Below are 16,434 nucleotides of genomic sequence, written 5' to 3' on the forward strand. Positions count from 1 at the left end.
GGATTCCCTTCTCTTTTATTTAGATGTAGAATTGACACCAGGCAAAGCTGTTATGCACATTGCCGTGAATCATAAATTATTTAACGGTGTCGTGGGGGTATTTTAAAAATGAGTTGTCTTGATCATGAAACAACCTCTATGATTATGATTAAACATTTTAAGACCTTCCTTTTTGCAACGCTGGTAGCGTGTGCGGGTATATTTACTTCCTGTGATGAAGAAGATCCGGGTCCTCTTCAGGATAAAGAAAAAGATTATTCATTGGTAGATTTTGATAGGCTTGAAATGGGCAGCGCCTTTCATATTGATGTGGAGCAGTCCAATACATTCAGCATTCACGTGGAGGGCGATCGCAGAAATATAGATGACCTCGAAGTATATAAGAGTGGTTCAACGCTCGTCATTAAATATGAAGACAATGCGAATCGTAAACATGACACCTATATTACCATTCGCATGCCGCGTCTGGAGGCTGTTAATTTTTCCGGTGCGAGTGTCTCCACTATAAAAGGATTTGAAAGCGATGATGATCTTGATTTCATTTTATCCGGTGCATCGGTATCTCAATTAGATGCAGGCTACAGGCAATTGAACCTGGATATATCCGGAGGATCCAGTTTGAGACTATATGGATTAGGTGACGAACTGGAAGCGAAAGTTTCCGGCGCATCAACACTCTCAGCATTTGATTATCCGGTGCGTGAGTCTATACTCGATGCCTCCGGTGCCAGCCATGCAAAAGTTACCGTGTCTGATGATTTAGATGTTACAGCGACTGGTGCAAGTTCTATACTTTATAGGGGTAACCCATCTATTACTACGAATGTATCCGGCAGCAGCACAGTAGAGAAAGATTGAGACTGACATCATCAAAAAGTATAAATAATTAAAAAGGGGTTCGCCCCTTTTTTTGTGCTATAGAATAGTTTACTACAAATAAAAACGAACAGATTTCAAAAAAACTTTTTGTGTAATCATACAACCATTTTCATTTTTTTACGTGAACTTTGGTTTCTGGAGCCTTTACAGATTCCAAACATTTAAGCCTATGTTTCTCATATTTTAAGTTTGGTACGTCCAAGCATCTTTTTTTTAGAGCTCCATCCCTGGAGCCAATAGGTATATATTTTTTAACGTCTAAACTTTTAGTATGTCGGTTATTACAAAAGTCAGTTCATTTATAAGTCTTTTTAAAAAAGCCATTAAAGGTGGGGAGCAAGAATATACATCCGGAAGTATAGACAGGGCTATATTTCTTCTTTCCGTGCCCATGATCTTCGAAATGTCGATGGAAGCGATCTTTGCCATCGTCGATGTTTATTTCGTAGGGCGCCTGCATGACAATGATGCTATCTCTGTTATAGGTCTTACCGAGTCAGTGCTTGCATTAATATACTCGTTGGCCATGGGGTTGAGCATGGCAGCAACTGCTATGGTGGCGCGCAGAGTAGGAGAGAAGGATATCAAATCTGCAGAAATTGCAGCAGCACAAGCGATCTATATAGGGCTCGCCATGGCAGCACTGATCAGTATCGTTGGGATTTTCTTTTCCGAAAATATTCTGCGGTTAATGGGTGGAAGTGAAACATTGATTGCAAACAACGTAGGGTATACACGCTGGATGCTGACGGGTAACGTAACCATCATGTTGCTGTTTATTATCAATGCCGTCTTTCGCGGTGCAGGCGATGCTTCATTAGCGATGCGTTCTTTGTTGTTGGCGAACATATTGAACATTGTACTGGACCCGATTTTTATTTTTGGTCTTGGTCCTATACCGGCCTTCGGAGTAGAGGGTGCGGCAATTGCTACAAATATAGGACGTGGTATAGGTGTAATGTATCAGCTTTATCACTTGTTGAAAGCCAAAGGAATCATCAAACTGCGAGCGGAAAATCTAATGGTAGATTTGTCCATCATCGGAAGGCTGTTAAAAATATCGGCTGGGTCTACCGGACAATTTCTGATTGGTTCAGCAAGCTGGATCTTTCTAATGCGAATCATGTCCGACTTTGGAAGCGCAGCACAGGCAGGCTATACCATTGCTATCCGCGTAATTGTTTTTGCTATACTTCCTGCATGGGGAATGGCCAATGCATCGGCAACATTGGTAGGGCAAAACCTTGGTGCAGGGCATCCCGATCGTGCGGAAAAATCGGTGTGGAGAGCAGCGTTCTTTAATATGATTTTCCTCGCTCTGGTGACTATATTATTCTTTAGTCTGGCTACCCCTATTCTACATTTCTTTACAACCGATGAAGTTGTATTGAAGAATGGCATTCAGTGTTTGCAAATCGTGTCACTGGGGTATATCTTCTATGCGTATGGTATGGTGATTAACCAATCCTTCAATGGGGCAGGGGACACACGGACTCCGATCATTATAAGCTTCTTTGGTTTCTGGATCTTCCAGATTCCATTTGCATATATACTGGCCATGTGGTTTCATACAGGGCCTGTTGGTGTATATGCAGCCATTGCCATTGCAGAATCGCTCATGGCCTTAGCCGGTATTTTTATTTTCCGCCAAGGGAAGTGGAAAGCCGTGAAGGTATAAGTATATATACTGTGAGTCTGGTTATCAAGACTCACAGTATAATTACATCTACGGATTTCTTTTTTTGAAGGCTGCCTTAAAAGCATTGCCAAATTCATCGCCAGCTTTCTTAAGGTTGTCCTCTACCTCTTTCCAACGTTCGTTATTTTCAGCTTCCTTTTTGATTTTTTCAGCAGAGACTTTGAGTTCTTCCAGTTTTACTTCGAATTCTTTCCGAAGCCTTTCTCCGGCTTCATTAAACTCCACTAAAAAATCATCTACACGTTTACCGAAATTTTTGAAAGTCTTTTCTGTCTTTCCTTCTTCTTGCGTTTCCATTGGGTGATATTTTTTATACGATATTAAAGATACTATAAAGTGCCGATGCGTACTAACAAGTTGCGTTCTTGCCGGTGTCTATTCATTAAATATATTTGCGTCAAAACGTTAGCTAAATGGATTTTAATATTGATTTTTCAATGATTGATTTCATTGAATTAAGAAATCTGAACATCACACGCGATGAAATTGTAAGCATTTTGAATAACCAAAGTTCATATTTTGAATACAATGACGACTTTATTTACGTTCTAGGATTCAGCACCGGAAGAAAATTCCTTCAGATGGCTTATCGCATTTCTAAAAATGCTAATTTTGAAATAGAAGTTCTTCAAGTTGATTTACCGTATGAAAAGGATATTAGACAAAACTGGTGTGGATTCTTCTGAGACGAAGAAGAACTATTTCGATATCATTCGTAGTACGCCTCCTCATTTGAAAAAGAAAATGAAAATGAGCGAGTTTCATTCTATGATAGAGCAGTTACGAAATCAACATGAGAAAAAATCTTAAACCTCACTCAATGGTAAGATTTATTTGCACTTTAATTTTTTTTAGTTTGATCATTTCATCCTGCGGTTCATCCAAACATCATAAGAAACTCAAGCCTGGAAGACCGATTCCTTGTCCTCATAAAGACTGCTAATGAACCTGCGCAAAATAGTAATCGCGATTGACGGATACTCTGCTTGTGGCAAGAGTTCAACAGCAAAAGAAGTTGCTTCTATTTTAGGATACCGCTATATAGATTCAGGTGCTATGTACCGCGCGGTAACATTTTATTTTATGGACCACCATGTGGCGCTAACCAATCCCAAAGAGGTGGCTCGTGCGCTGGAACAAATCCATATCTCTTTTAAAGTAAATCCCAAGAACGGTACAGATACTTTTCTGAATGGACTGAATGTTGAAAAGGAGATCCGTAAGATGCGTGTCTCTGAAATGGTGAGCCAGGTAAGTACGATCAAGCATGTGCGTACAGCGATGGTTGATCAGCAACGCAGAATGGGAAAAGAGAGAGGCATCGTTATGGATGGCCGCGATATTGGCACCGTAGTGTTTCCTACCGCAGAACTGAAGCTTTTTATGAAAGCCGATATGCAAGTGAGGGCTTTCCGCAGGCAAAAAGAATTGCTTGAACGCGGGCAGCTTGTAGACCTTGATGATGTAGTTGAAAACATCCGGCAGCGCGATGAGATTGATACAACACGTGCAGAGAGCCCGCTACGAAAAGCGGACGATGCCGTTGAGGTTGACACGACACATATAGCGTTTGACGAGCAGGTAGACGAAGTAATCCGCATGGCACTGGCTCGTATTGTAGTTTCTTAATAAAATAATACGCTTTCAAAGAAAAACCTGAAAGGCTTCCTTAATTTTGTTACAGGAGTACTGCATTCTTACCTCCTTACTCCTGTATTCTAACCCCTGCGTTTCATGGAAAGTACGTTCAGACGAATCATCCGCTATTTCTTTAGTGGTACCTTGTTTATCGTTCCGTTGGTAGCTACTGTATATTTTATCTTTATAGCTTTTAGCTGGCTCGATAGTCTCCTCAAACTTCCTTATCCCGGTCTTGGCTTTCTGATCATTCTGTTTGCCATTACGATCTTCGGATACCTGACCACAAATTTTGCATTCAAAGCTTTTACAACATGGTTCGATCATGGCATGAATCGTATTCCTCTGGTGAAACTTATTTATTCATCCTTAAAAGATTTGCTAAATGCTTTTGTGGGTGATAAAAAGAAATTCAATAAACCTGTGCTGGTGTTGATGAACGAAGAGAATAAACTATACCAGATCGGTTTTATAACACAGGCAGATTTATCGGAACTGGGATTGAACGATATGGTTTCCGTTTACCTGCCGCACTCGTATGCCGTGTCCGGATGGCATTACATTGTGCAGAGAAACAGAATTACACCACTGAATATATCAGGACCTATAGCAATGAAATATATAGTATCAGGTGGTATAAGTGGATTTAAGGAAAATTTCTAAAAAAAACGGATGCCTTGTTAGCAGGCACCCGTATAAAATAATGTTGTTTCTTTAACTAGAACTTGAAGGTTACACCTCCGGAGATCGGAGTTAATCCTATACTAACCTCACCAAAGACACCTATATTAGGTTGGAAGAAATAACGCGCACCTGCAAAGATACCAGGCCGAAGATCGCTTCCATAATTGTCATCGTAGCCAACTACGCCATTGCCATCATGGCTATAGCTTGATGTTACAAAACCTAAGAATGCACCTGCGTATGGGTCAAATTTCTTGTTGGATACACGAAGAAGTTTGGCAAAATGATAAGAAGCACGAGCTCCAAAGTCGATGAAGTTGTAAGAATAATCATAATTGTTACCCTGGTATCCGTAATCAGTAGTCCAACGGGTATATGCTATATATCCACCACCGCTGATCTCATCTGTAAAGGCATACTCTCCATTAACACCTAGCGTTACAGCTAAGCCACTACCGGCATAGTAATAACCCAAACCAAGGTTGGGGCTTAATAAAAAGTCTCCTTTTCTTACTTGGGCTGAAACACTGAATTGCGAAAATGAAAGCAGTAAAAAAGAAATTACTACCAAAAAACGAATGTCTTTTTTCATAATAAGAGTTTTGTTTGGGTTAAAATTAAGCAAAGACTTTTAATAGCCGAAATCAACACAAGAATGTATATGTATAATATTAGCAGTAAAAGTCGCCATAGTTATTTATAGCACGATACTACGGCTAAACTACATGACAGGTTTCATGCTATAATATTATGCCAACTAACTTATTACGCCAGATCCGATCAATTCCTCCCCATTATACCAGGCAGCAAACTGTCCTGGGGTGATACTTTTCATTGGGACATCGAAAATGATATATAGTCCTTCTTCTCGTTTATAAAGCGTGCACCCGGCCAACGGCTGGCGATAACGGATGCGTGCGTTGTATTGGGCTGACTCTCCAACGTTTAATTTCAGATCGTTTCGAATCCAATGCTCATCTTCGTTAGGAACGAATAACCCTTTTCGGTATAGTCCGGGATGCTCCTCGCCCATGCCGGTATAGATCACATTTTCATTTGTATCGGTGCCAATCACAAACAACGGCTCGGCAAACCCACCGAGGTTTAATCCCCTGCGCTGGCCAATGGTATAATAATGCGCACCGTTGTGTTCACCCACAACACTACCTGCCGATGGTTCAAAATGATACGGCGCTGTAATCAGTTCGAGATCATTTTTGTCAAAGCCATTTTTAAAAGCAGAAGCATCAGCCGGTACATTCACAACCTTTCCTTTTTTTGGAATGAGACGTTGTTGTAAAAAATCAGGTAAATGTACTTTGCCGACAAAGCATAATCCTTGTGAATCTTTTTTGTCAGCCGTTACCAACCCGATCTCTTTGGCTATAGCTCTTACTTCAGGTTTTAATAATTCACCTATCGGGAAAAGCGATTTGGACAATTGTTCCTGCGTAAGCTGACACAAAAAATAGCTCTGATCTTTATTGGGATCTTTTCCGGAAAGCAATTGATATACTGCTTTACCATTTTGTTCATGCTGTGCTCTGCGACAGTAGTGTCCCGTGGCTACATAATCAGCGCCAAGCTTGAGTGCAGCATTCAGGAAAACATCAAACTTTATTTCGCGATTACAAAGTACATCTGGATTTGGCGTACGGCCGCGTTGGTACTCAGCAAACATATAGTCAACGATGCGTGCTTTATACTCTGTGCTAAGATCTATAGCCTGAAACGGAATACCCAGATGTTGCGCTACGATCATTGCATCATTACTATCATCGAGCCATGGACATTCATTGCTGATGGTTACGGAATCGTCATGCCAGTTCTTCATGAACATGCCGATCACTTCATATCCTTCTTTTTGAAGAAGATAAGCTGCTACGCTGGAGTCCACACCTCCCGATAAACCAACGACAACACGTTTGCCCTGACCAGGAAGTGCATGGCTGGAGGTGGTTGTGCTTGTTTCTGTCGATTGTGTATGGACTGCAGGTTTCATTATTTCTTAGAAGTTAAATTCTCGTTCAAAAGTTCATTGACTGTCTCATTAAACTTTTGAATACCCACTTCATAGTAGAAGCCGGTACCAGGACCTGAATAGCCTGTATGGATCTTCTTTACTTTTCCATCTTTACCAATAAAAATGGTGGTTGGAAATGCAACGACTTTATTAAGCATTGGAAGCGTTTCAGCGGCTTGTGCTTTATTGTTTGTTCCGGCAATTACGAAATCGTAATTCACTTTTAACTTATCGATCATTTTTTTTACGCGACCGCTAGCGTAATCAAAATCAGGTTTGCGCTCGTAGGCAAGCCCTATAATTTCTACACCTCTTTTTTTATTTTCATTATACCAGGGAGAGAGAAACATAGTTTCATCCAAACAATTAGGACACCATGTGCCGAACATCTGCAGGATCACTACTTTGTTTTTATACTTCTCATCGTTGAGACTAACAGGTTTACCATTTACATCAGGGAAGTTAAACTCGATCCGTTCATAACCAGGTTTTAAATAAGTAAGTGATTCCGGGTCTGGTAACGATGCGTTTTCATCTTTCTCAGCCTCCCAAAATTCCATGTGATTTTTACCGGATATAAATTCTCCGATCAGTTTACCATCATCTTTTTTTGTAGCCCTGAATATATAGGCATGATTACCATCGAATGTACTCAGCTGCATTAAGCTGTTTACAACGTTACCCTGCAGGTAGCGATAGTCGCCTGTAGGCGTAAGAAAAGTTCCGGTAACGCTATCACCCTGTTGATGAAATATACCCACTGCTTTTGTTGTATCAAATTCATGTATAAAAGTAACAGCATATTTTCCCGAGAAGTCCGGTATATCTTTCTGTGCGCCAGCTTTCTCAAAGCGAAAAGATTGTCCATATACAGCCGTGAATGGTATATTAAAATCCTTTTCATAATTTTTGATGAATTCACCTTGCAGTGTATCACCCTTGACGTGAGCCTTGATATTCGCATCAAAAATGTGAAGCCCTATATCTACTGAATCACCGTAGATTTTTACTTCATCCAGTAGCAATCGCTCATCGGCATTGCGTAGGTAAATGTCATACCCGTCATCAGTGTCCTTCACCAACTCAAAATTAAATGGCAGTTGTTGCCCTTGTATTTCAATCGTAGCTCGCCAAATTCCTGTTTTCAAGACAGTCGTGTTTTCAGCTTTCTGCTTACAAGCGCCAATGAGCATTATAAGTGTAGCAACAATGAGAAGTCTCCTCATGGAATTATTTTTATTTGAGTCCGTCACAAAAATGCTACAAATGATTAACAATTGGAGGAGAAGTGTGATTTTTGGTTTCAAATGATAGTTCAATCGTATGTTTTCTGATTTAAGAGTGCTCGAATTGGCTTCTGTGCTGGCCGGCCCGAGTGTCGGACAATTTTTTGCCGAGTTGGGAGCAGAGGTTATCAAAGTTGAAAATCCGGCTATAGGCGGAGACGTTACGCGAAGCTGGAAATCAGCAACGGAGCAAACCGGAGATCAGTCAGCATATTTTTGCTCTGTTAACTGGGGCAAGAAATCTGTAGCATTAGACTTAACGAATCTCAAAGACCGCGATGTAGTATATACGCTGGCACAACAATCGGATATAGTTATTGCCAGTTACAAACCAGGCGATGCTGAAAAACTTGGTGTTGATTATAGGACATTGTCCAATTTGAATGCTCGAATTATCTACGGGCAAATCACAGGATATGGCTCGACTAACAATCGAGTAGGCTACGATGCAATTATACAGGCAGAGGCTGGGTATATGTTTATGAATGGATTACCGGGTGGCCCATCGTTAAAGATGCCGGTAGCGCTTGTAGATGTATTGGCTGCGCATCATTTGAAGGAAGGTATATTACTGGCGCTATTGAATCGTGAACGAACCGGTAGGGGGGATGTTATTGAAGTGTCCTTGATACAGGCTGCTGTTGCTTCGCTTGTAAACCAGGCAACGAACTGGCTGGTGGCCGGAGTGCTTCCGCAGAAACAGGGATCATCGCATCCCAATATAGCGCCTTACGGCGATGTGTTTAAAACCTCCGATGGAAAAGAAATACTGCTGGCGGTTGGCAGTGACAGACAATTCCAGGACTTATGTATACTGCTGGAAATTGCTGCTGTAGGTTACGATGATCGTTTTAAAACAAATGCTTCACGTGTGCTACACCGTGCTGAATTAAATTCTATACTGCAGGCCCGTATCGTAATATATACTTCCGATGCTTTGATAATGGCTATCCATAAGGCAAAAATTCCTGCAGGATTTATTCGGAATATGCAACAGGTTTTTGAGACACCGGAGGCAACCGCATTGTTATTACAAGCAGAAAATATAGTGGGTGTGAAAAGCTTTGTAGCGCGGAGTGAAAATTTTGAATCCCATGCATTAACAACGCCTCCACATTTAGGAGAGCACACACAGGAAATATTGCAACGTTTAGGTATATAAACGAGATATATGAAAACGCTTGAGAGCCGTGAAGATATAGAAGTACTGGTAAATAAATTTTACGAGAAGGTAAAGATGGACGATTTACTGGCACCGCTTTTCAGTCATGTGGATTGGCCGCATCATCTCCCGATTTTGTATAACTTCTGGGCTTCCATTTTGTTAGGCGATCAAAGCTATAAACGTAATCCGTTTGAGAAGCATATACATTTACCGGTAACGCCAGAACATTTTGATCGCTGGCTTTCCCATTTCACAAAAACTGTAGACGAAAATTTTGAAGGTGAGAAAGCATTGGAGGCAAAGCAACGAGCGTTTAGCATTGCTGGAATTTTTCAGCATAAGTTGGGGTTGTTAGAATAGTTTTCAATAGCATTTTTTGTTCTCTGTTTTACAGTCGGTTAAAATGTGAACAGGGAATTGAATAAGAACTATGAACATTTAACACTATTTTCGCACGGCCAAGTGCAAACAAAAATGGTAACAGACGAAATCGTAGCAAAAGCCACCGAGAGGCTTCAGCAAAAGGGTTTTCTCAACATCCCGGTAGATAAGCAGGTGAATCTGGCAGCAGAGATAACCCGCTTGAAGAAGGAAAAGAATGCCGTGATCCTGGCGCATTATTATCAGACTCCAGACATTCAGGATATAGCAGATTATGTAGGCGACAGCCTCGGGCTTTCACAACAAGCGGCTGCTACCACTGCAGATATGATCGTTTTTGCTGGTGTACATTTCATGGGCGAGACGGCCAAGATACTCAATCCTCATAAGAAAGTTTTGCTGCCTGATCTGAAGGCAGGTTGCTCGCTGGCTGAGTCCGCGCCTCCGGACTTGTTCAAAAAATTTAAAGATCAGCATCCCGATCACATCGTTATAACCTATATTAACTGTACAGCCGAGATCAAGGCGATGAGTGATATCATCTGTACATCTGCCAACGCAGAAAAGATCGTAAACTCTGTACCGAAAGATCAACCTATAATTTTTGCTCCTGATAAAAATCTGGGTCGGTATCTGATCAATAAAACCGGAAGAGATATGTTGTTGTGGGATGGCGCTTGCATTGTGCATGAAGCTTTCGCTATAGATAAATTACTAGAGCTCCACAAGCAACATCCAAAGGCGAAGATCGTAGCGCACCCGGAATCAGAAACACATATTCTGAAAGTAGCACACTATGTAGGTTCAACAACTGGCATGATAAACTTTGTGAAGAACGATGACAACGCAGAATATATCATTGCAACCGAAGCAGGTATACTTCACCAGATGTCGAAGGAAGTTCCTCATAAAACTTTAATACCTGCACCGAGTCACGAGGATAATACCTGTGCGTGCAGTGAATGTGCTTTTATGCGGATGAACACCATGGAAAAATTATACCTCTGCCTGAAATACGAGTTACCTGAAATACTGGTGCCGGAAGATATCCGTCAGAAAGCATTGATTCCGATTCAGCGCATGCTGGAAATCTCCAAAAACTAATCATGCCGCAAACAGACGTTCTCATCATTGGCTCGGGTATAGCCGGGCTTTCGTTTGCTATTAAAACAGCCAAACGTTTTCCAGATCAATCCATTACTGTTATTACGAAAGCTGACGACAGTGAATCAAACACGAAGTATGCACAAGGTGGTATAGCAGTTGTGCTGGATGAGATCACGGACTCCTTTCAAAAACATATAGAGGATACGTTGCGTGCTGGCGATGGCTTGTGCGATCCTGCCGTAGTGGAGTTAGTAGTAAAGGAAGGGCCTGAACGTTTACTCGAAATTATAGGATGGGGTGTTGAATTTGATCAGGATGAAGCGGGCAACCTGGCATTGGGGCGTGAAGGTGGTCACACGGCGAAGCGCATCATTCACTATAAAGATATTACAGGCTGGCAGATTGAAAAAGGATTGCTGCGCGAAGTTAGTACACTGCCAAACATCACGCTGCTATCACATCATTTTTCGATAGACCTGATCACTGAGCATCATTTCAAGAATAGGATTTCACAGCCGCAGCCTGGCATTACCTGCTACGGTGCGTATGTGATGGATCAGTATACTTGTAAAATTGAGAAGTATACTTCAAAAGTTACCATGCTGGCTACCGGTGGGTCCGGGCAAGTATACCGCACTACCACGAATCCGTTGATTGCAACCGGAGATGGTGTGGCGATGGCGTACCGTGCTATGGCGAAAGTGCGTGACATGGAGTTTGTACAATTTCATCCGACTGCATTTTATTCCAAGGATGATAATCCTTCATTTTTAATTACCGAAGCTATACGCGGGCATGGAGCATACCTTCGCGCCAAAGATGGTGAGCGGTTCATGTTCAAGTACGATGATCGTGCAGAGCTTGCTTCACGCGATATCGTTGCCCAGGCTATAGATAATGAATTGATCACGCGGGGAGATGAATGTGTATACCTGGATTGCACGCATTTGCCGAAGGAGGATTTCATCTCGCATTTCCCGAATATATATGAGAAGTGCCTGAGTAAAGGTATAGATATCACCAAAGAAATGATTCCGGTAGTGCCGGCTGCACATTATCAGTGTGGAGGAATTGATGTCGATACTTTTGGAAGAACATCGATTGCTAATCTATATGCTTGCGGTGAATGTTCGCGCACTGGCTTGCATGGTGCAAATCGCCTGGCATCAAACTCATTGCTGGAAGCGATTGTATTCGCGCATCGTTGTTTTGCAGATGTTGAGCGTAAGCTGGATTCAATTTCAACGCCACAAAATATACCCGACTGGAATGCGGAAGGAACGACTGTTCCGCGCGAGCAAATTCTCATTACGCACAACCGGAAGGAGTTACGCGACCTGATGAGTGATTACGTTGCTATCGTACGTTCTAATGAACGGTTACAACGTGCACTGCGAAGAATCGATGTGCTCTATCATGAAACCGAAAAGTTGTACGATGAAGCAGTTTTGTCTCCGCAGCTTTGTGAACTTCGAAACCTCATTACGATTGCGTATGTCATCACACGGCAATCATTGGAAAGGAAAGAGAACCGCGGAGGTTTTTACAACCGCGATCTGACCCGGAATAAATAAATGCTATATATACTATAGCAATGTTTATTTTTTTTCTTCTATCATTTTTTGAATCGCCAGATATTCATCGCGAAGTTTAGCAGCTTCCATGAACTCCAGTTCTTTCGCAGCTTTCTCCATCGCTTTACGCGTGCGTTCTGCCATCTTGTTCAGTTCATCTTTGCTGAGATAGGCAACCACGGGATCAGCAGCTAATGATACCTCCTCATTCTCTACATAATAATTGCGAGTAGATTTTTTAGAGTCAGCAACTTTAGTTTGTCCAAGTATAGCTTCTTTGGATTTCAGAACAGTTTTTGGAGTGATCCCGTGTTTCGTATTATACTCTATCTGTACTTGCCTTCTGCGATTCGTTTCTTCAATCGCGACCTGCATTGATTCAGTCATATTATCAGCATACATGATAACGCGGCCGTTTGCATTCCGCGCAGCGCGACCAATCGTTTGAACCAGTGACCGTTGATTGCGGAGAAAACCTTCTTTATCCGCATCAAGTATAGCAACCAACGATACTTCAGGAAGATCGAGTCCTTCGCGCAGCAAGTTTACACCCACCAGCACATCATATACCCCCAGACGTAGCTCACGCAATAGTTCAACGCGCTCCAGCGTATGTACTTCTGAATGTATATAGCGGCATTTGATACCAACACGATCCATATACTTGGTAAGTTCTTCGGCCATGCGTTTGGTAAGTGTTGTTACCAGCACGCGTTCGTTTTTCTTAACGCGCTCATCGATTTCTTCCAGCAGATCATCGATCTGATTTTTACTTGGCCGCACATCAATTTCCGGATCAAGCAAACCTGTAGGACGAATCAATTGTTCGACCACTACACCTTCGGATTTTCTCAATTCATATTCTGCGGGTGTCGCACTTACATATACCACCTGGCCCATTAACGATTCAAACTCGTTGAAGGTAAGTGGACGGTTATCCAACGCAGAGGGTAGGCGAAACCCATAGTCAACAAGATTTACTTTACGAGAACGGTCACCGCCCCACATAGCACGTACCTGTGGCACCGTTACGTGGCTTTCGTCAATCACCAATAGAAAATCATCGGGGAAATAATCGATCAGGCAGAAAGGTCGCGCACCCGGCAGACGTCCATCAAAGTAGCGCGAATAGTTTTCGATACCAGAACAGTATCCTAACTCGCGCATCATCTCCAGGTCAAACTCGGTACGTTCTTTCAAACGCTTCGCTTCCAGGTGGCGAAGTTCTGATTCAAACATTTTTACCTGTGCCACCATATCGTCCTGTATATCGCGCATCGCCTGGTGAAGCTGCGACTTTGCTGTTACGAAAAGATTGGCCGGGAAGATTGTTACTACCGTTTCGTCAGAAATTTTCTTTCCAGTACCCGGATCGATCCGCTGAATGGATTCAATTTCATCGCCCCAGAAATAAATACGTATAGCATAATCCGCATACGCGAGAAATACATCTACAGTATCGCCTTTCACACGGAATGTTCCGCGTTTAAATTCAGCCTCAGTACGGTGATATAGTATATCTACTAATGCAAAAAGTAATTTATTGCGGGCGATCACTTCGCCTTTTTTTAACTTGATCACATTCTTACCAAACTCATCCGGGTTGCCTATACCATATATACAGGATACAGATGCTACTACGATAACATCTCTTCGACCCGTGAGGAGGGAAGAGGTGGCACTCAACCGGAGCTTTTCAATCTCTTCGTTGATGGAAAGATCTTTTTCGATATATAGGTTGGAGGAAGGTATAAATGCTTCCGGCTGATAGTAGTCGTAATACGATATAAAATACTCAACAGCATTTTCTGGAAAGAACTGTTTGAACTCTCCATAGAGCTGCGCTGCCAGTGTTTTATTGTGACTCAAAACCAATGTAGGTTTATTGCTTTGCGCAATAACATTCGCCATGGTAAACGTTTTACCGGAGCCTGTTACACCGAGCAACGTCTGATGCTCTTCGCCATCATTAAGCCCCTGGAGTAATTGTTTGATTGCTTTTGGCTGATCGCCTGTCGGTACGTATTCACTGCTGAGTTTGAAATCCATAGGGGAAGTTAGCCGTTTATCTGTTAATAGTTAATCGTTGCTTCCATGAAAATAGTTCATTCAAAAAATGGATGACTTAATTCGCAGGGAACAAAATATAGTTTAACGAATATAGTACTCTCCTTGTTTCTCATTCGCGTAAAAACAAAGAGTCGCTCAATTCGAGCGACTCTTTGTTTATCTATTGAGCTTAATGCGTAATCATTTATTGCCATCGGCCAACGCTTTAGCAATTCACGTTTAGCGTAACGATGCTTAGTTATTCCAGATTGTCCAGGACTTTTCCGCTTGCACATGTAGCATTTCCAAACCATTCTTAATGATGGTTCCACGCATTTCTGATTTTTGAAGAAACAGCGTGCGGGCTGGATTGTAGATCAGATCGTATACATAATGCTCACTGCCGAGGAGTTCATAATTTATTGGAGGCATGGCTTCCGTTTTAGGACTCATACCCAGCGGGGTTGTATTGATGATCAATTTTGTGTTAGTAATGATCGAAGGATCTTTTTCAAGATCGGTATAGGCGATCAATCCTTTTCTTGCTTCTCGCGAAACAAGTGTGTATTCAATCTTTAGTTTCTTCAATGCTTCCTGTACAGCTTTGGATGAACCACCTGTTCCAAGAATCAATGCATTAAATGTTTTGTCTTTCGGCAGCCACTTTTCGATTGTCTCAAAAAATGCATCTGAGTCAGTATTGAATCCTTTGAGTTTGCCGTCTTTAATCTTTATCACATTTACCGCCCCGATCTTTTTTGCAAAGCCATCGACTTCATCGAGGTACTTCATGATTTGTTCTTTGTATGGAATGGTAACGTTAAGACCTGTGAGACCTTTTGTGTCTTTCAGAAGAGCTTCAATTTCAGTGATGTTGCCTAACGGAAATAATTCGTAACGATAGTCGCGCAGACCTTCGCGAAAAAACTTTTCATCAAAATATGACTTTGAGAACGAATGACTAACCGTTCCTCCGATTAGTCCGAATACTTTTTCCATGTTAGATATTTGTTTTAAATCTTGCCGTTATTCTTTCTATCAAAACCACTATAAACACTCCCAGTGCTACCATCAATATCGCCTGAAACACTTGGGGATCTTTACCCGTCAAGGTAACATAATCCCATGGTAAAACACTTTTCTCTGCTACGGGCACTTGCTCACCCGAGCCATTTGTAACATATCGCAAAACTTGTCGCCACGGCCATACTTTATTCAGTGAGCCCAGCATGAGCCCGGCCATCAAAGCTACGGCAGCGTTGTGATAATTATCAATCACCCGTTTTAAAATCCTGGAAATCCCTAATAACCCTACTACACCACCCAGTAGGAAGGTTAGTAATACAGTACCATTAAATTTTGATACCGCATTGATAACAGCTTGGTAGCGATTGATCAACACGAGGAAAAATGCTCCAGACACTCCAGGCAGTAACATTCCGCAGCTACAAAGTATACCGGCCACAAATATCATCCATAAAGCAGCAGGTAATTGTAATGCATTAAGTCGGGTTAATCCGTACATGATTACAATACCGAATAAAAAACTTAGCACCGTACCGATGCTCCACTTAGTGATTCTTCGTAAGGCGAGGGGTGCAGCAATAAGAATTACTCCGAAAAAAAATGACCAGAGTTGTATAGGATAATAGCGTAAGAGAAAAGCCATGGCTTTCGCCAGAAAAAATACGCTCGTGAAGATGCCAGCAAATACGGTGGCCAGAAAATCTCCATTGATTTTCTTCCAGACATCTGCAAAACGAAATTTGATGAGCAGTTGAATAGCTTCACGATCTATAGCACAGATCGAGCGTATCAGTTCTTGATAAATTCCTGTTATGAAAGCGACTGTTCCTCCGGAAATTCCTGGAATAACATCCACTGCTCCCATGCTTAGTCCTTTTACATAGAGGAGAATATAATCCAGAGGTTTCTTCAATACGCTGTTT

Annotated in this window: 16 protein-coding genes; 9 read left to right on the forward strand and 7 right to left on the reverse strand. The window is 41.9% G+C overall.

The genetic code is table 11. The features are described from left to right. The first annotated feature begins 144 nt into the window (after positions 1 to 144). A complete protein-coding gene (locus B5Y40_RS28585) occupies positions 145 to 858 on the forward strand; it encodes a head GIN domain-containing protein (protein WP_079690456.1) in 714 nt (237 codons plus the stop codon). 292 nt (positions 859 to 1,150) lie between these two features. Beyond that, entirely contained in the window at positions 1,151 to 2,557 is a 1,407-nt protein-coding gene (locus B5Y40_RS28590; protein ID WP_079690320.1) for an MATE family efflux transporter, read from the forward strand. Positions 2,558 to 2,605: 48 nt separating this feature from the next. Here B5Y40_RS28590 and B5Y40_RS28595 read toward each other — a convergent pair whose 3' ends face one another. Further along, positions 2,606 to 2,875 (reverse strand): hypothetical protein, encoded by a 270-nt coding sequence (locus tag B5Y40_RS28595; RefSeq protein WP_079690321.1) that lies wholly within the window; start codon positions 2,873 to 2,875, stop codon positions 2,606 to 2,608. Between the two features lie 116 nt (positions 2,876 to 2,991). Here B5Y40_RS28595 and B5Y40_RS28600 point away from each other — a divergent pair, with 116 nt between their 5' ends. From B5Y40_RS28600 to B5Y40_RS28610, 3 genes are all read left to right on the forward strand, one after another. Further along, positions 2,992 to 3,264, forward strand: coding sequence for a hypothetical protein (locus B5Y40_RS28600; RefSeq protein ID WP_079690322.1), 273 nt, complete (start codon positions 2,992 to 2,994; stop codon positions 3,262 to 3,264). 262 nt (positions 3,265 to 3,526) lie between these two features. After that, a complete protein-coding gene (gene cmk, locus B5Y40_RS28605; RefSeq protein ID WP_079690457.1) occupies positions 3,527 to 4,207 on the forward strand; it encodes a (d)CMP kinase in 681 nt (226 codons plus the stop codon). 105 nt (positions 4,208 to 4,312) lie between these two features. Next, on the forward strand, positions 4,313 to 4,879 hold the full coding sequence (locus B5Y40_RS28610) for a DUF502 domain-containing protein (protein WP_079690323.1): 567 nt from the start codon (positions 4,313 to 4,315) through the stop codon (positions 4,877 to 4,879). Positions 4,880 to 4,934: 55 nt separating this feature from the next. Here B5Y40_RS28610 and B5Y40_RS28615 read toward each other — a convergent pair whose 3' ends face one another. The 3 genes from B5Y40_RS28615 to B5Y40_RS28625 all read right to left on the reverse strand — a co-directional run bounded on the left by B5Y40_RS28615 (position 4,935) and on the right by B5Y40_RS28625 (position 8,149). Then, positions 4,935 to 5,492 (reverse strand): outer membrane beta-barrel protein, encoded by a 558-nt coding sequence (locus B5Y40_RS28615; protein WP_079690324.1) that lies wholly within the window; start codon positions 5,490 to 5,492, stop codon positions 4,935 to 4,937. A 165-nt stretch (positions 5,493 to 5,657) separates the two neighbouring features. Further along, positions 5,658 to 6,902 carry a tRNA 2-thiouridine(34) synthase MnmA gene (mnmA, locus tag B5Y40_RS28620; protein WP_079690325.1) on the reverse strand — a complete coding sequence of 415 codons (1,245 nt, stop codon included), beginning with the start codon at positions 6,900 to 6,902 and terminating at the stop codon, positions 5,658 to 5,660. After that, a complete protein-coding gene (locus B5Y40_RS28625; RefSeq protein ID WP_079690326.1) occupies positions 6,902 to 8,149 on the reverse strand; it encodes a TlpA disulfide reductase family protein in 1,248 nt (415 codons plus the stop codon). Before B5Y40_RS28625 ends, mnmA begins: the two co-directional genes overlap by 1 nt. Before the next feature lie 97 nt (positions 8,150 to 8,246). On the opposite strand from B5Y40_RS28625, the gene B5Y40_RS28630 reads away from it, so the two are divergent. The 4 genes from B5Y40_RS28630 to nadB all read left to right on the forward strand — a co-directional run bounded on the left by B5Y40_RS28630 (position 8,247) and on the right by nadB (position 12,436). Continuing rightward, complete coding sequence (locus B5Y40_RS28630) at positions 8,247 to 9,371, forward strand: CaiB/BaiF CoA transferase family protein (protein WP_079690327.1); 1,125 nt, start codon at positions 8,247 to 8,249, stop codon at positions 9,369 to 9,371. 9 nt (positions 9,372 to 9,380) lie between these two features. Beyond that, complete coding sequence (locus B5Y40_RS28635; RefSeq protein WP_079690328.1) at positions 9,381 to 9,734, forward strand: group III truncated hemoglobin; 354 nt, start codon at positions 9,381 to 9,383, stop codon at positions 9,732 to 9,734. 114 nt (positions 9,735 to 9,848) lie between these two features. Continuing rightward, positions 9,849 to 10,859, forward strand: a complete 1,011-nt coding sequence (gene nadA, locus B5Y40_RS28640) for a quinolinate synthase NadA (protein WP_079690329.1) — start codon at positions 9,849 to 9,851, stop codon at positions 10,857 to 10,859. A 2-nt stretch (positions 10,860 to 10,861) separates the two neighbouring features. Continuing rightward, positions 10,862 to 12,436, forward strand: a complete 1,575-nt coding sequence (nadB, locus tag B5Y40_RS28645) for an L-aspartate oxidase (RefSeq protein WP_079690330.1) — start codon at positions 10,862 to 10,864, stop codon at positions 12,434 to 12,436. A 24-nt stretch (positions 12,437 to 12,460) separates the two neighbouring features. On the opposite strand, the gene uvrB is transcribed toward nadB, so the two are convergent. The 3 genes from uvrB to B5Y40_RS28660 form a co-directional block, all read right to left on the reverse strand. Continuing rightward, on the reverse strand, positions 12,461 to 14,485 hold the full coding sequence (gene uvrB / locus B5Y40_RS28650; protein WP_079690331.1) for an excinuclease ABC subunit UvrB: 2,025 nt from the start codon (positions 14,483 to 14,485) through the stop codon (positions 12,461 to 12,463). A gap of 255 nt (positions 14,486 to 14,740) precedes the next feature. Then, positions 14,741 to 15,484, reverse strand: a complete 744-nt coding sequence (locus tag B5Y40_RS28655) for a shikimate dehydrogenase family protein (protein ID WP_079690332.1) — start codon at positions 15,482 to 15,484, stop codon at positions 14,741 to 14,743. Between the two features lies 1 nt (position 15,485). Beyond that, positions 15,486 to 16,424 (reverse strand): DUF368 domain-containing protein, encoded by a 939-nt coding sequence (locus tag B5Y40_RS28660; protein ID WP_079690333.1) that lies wholly within the window; start codon positions 16,422 to 16,424, stop codon positions 15,486 to 15,488. Between the last annotated feature and the right edge of the window lie 10 nt (positions 16,425 to 16,434).

This window comes from Ohtaekwangia koreensis (assembly GCF_900167975.1).
GTDB classification, from domain to species: Bacteria; Bacteroidota; Bacteroidia; order Cytophagales; family Cyclobacteriaceae; genus Ohtaekwangia; species Ohtaekwangia koreensis.

Coding starts and splice junctions, on each gene's coding strand:
- B5Y40_RS28600 (WP_079690322.1), top strand. CDS start 2,992: ATGGATTTTAATATTGATTTTTCAATGATTGATTTCATTGAATTAAGA.
- B5Y40_RS28585 (WP_079690456.1), top strand. CDS start 145: ATGATTAAACATTTTAAGACCTTCCTTTTTGCAACGCTGGTAGCGTGT.
- mnmA (WP_079690325.1), bottom strand. CDS start 6,902: ATGAAACCTGCAGTCCATACACAATCGACAGAAACAAGCACAACCACC.
- B5Y40_RS28635 (WP_079690328.1), top strand. CDS start 9,381: ATGAAAACGCTTGAGAGCCGTGAAGATATAGAAGTACTGGTAAATAAA.
- nadA (WP_079690329.1), top strand. CDS start 9,849: ATGGTAACAGACGAAATCGTAGCAAAAGCCACCGAGAGGCTTCAGCAA.
- nadB (WP_079690330.1), top strand. CDS start 10,862: ATGCCGCAAACAGACGTTCTCATCATTGGCTCGGGTATAGCCGGGCTT.
- B5Y40_RS28590 (WP_079690320.1), top strand. CDS start 1,151: ATGTCGGTTATTACAAAAGTCAGTTCATTTATAAGTCTTTTTAAAAAA.
- B5Y40_RS28595 (WP_079690321.1), bottom strand. CDS start 2,875: ATGGAAACGCAAGAAGAAGGAAAGACAGAAAAGACTTTCAAAAATTTC.
- uvrB (WP_079690331.1), bottom strand. CDS start 14,485: ATGGATTTCAAACTCAGCAGTGAATACGTACCGACAGGCGATCAGCCA.
- B5Y40_RS28655 (WP_079690332.1), bottom strand. CDS start 15,484: ATGGAAAAAGTATTCGGACTAATCGGAGGAACGGTTAGTCATTCGTTC.
- B5Y40_RS28610 (WP_079690323.1), top strand. CDS start 4,313: ATGGAAAGTACGTTCAGACGAATCATCCGCTATTTCTTTAGTGGTACC.
- B5Y40_RS28615 (WP_079690324.1), bottom strand. CDS start 5,492: ATGAAAAAAGACATTCGTTTTTTGGTAGTAATTTCTTTTTTACTGCTT.
- B5Y40_RS28630 (WP_079690327.1), top strand. CDS start 8,247: ATGTTTTCTGATTTAAGAGTGCTCGAATTGGCTTCTGTGCTGGCCGGC.
- B5Y40_RS28625 (WP_079690326.1), bottom strand. CDS start 8,149: ATGAGGAGACTTCTCATTGTTGCTACACTTATAATGCTCATTGGCGCT.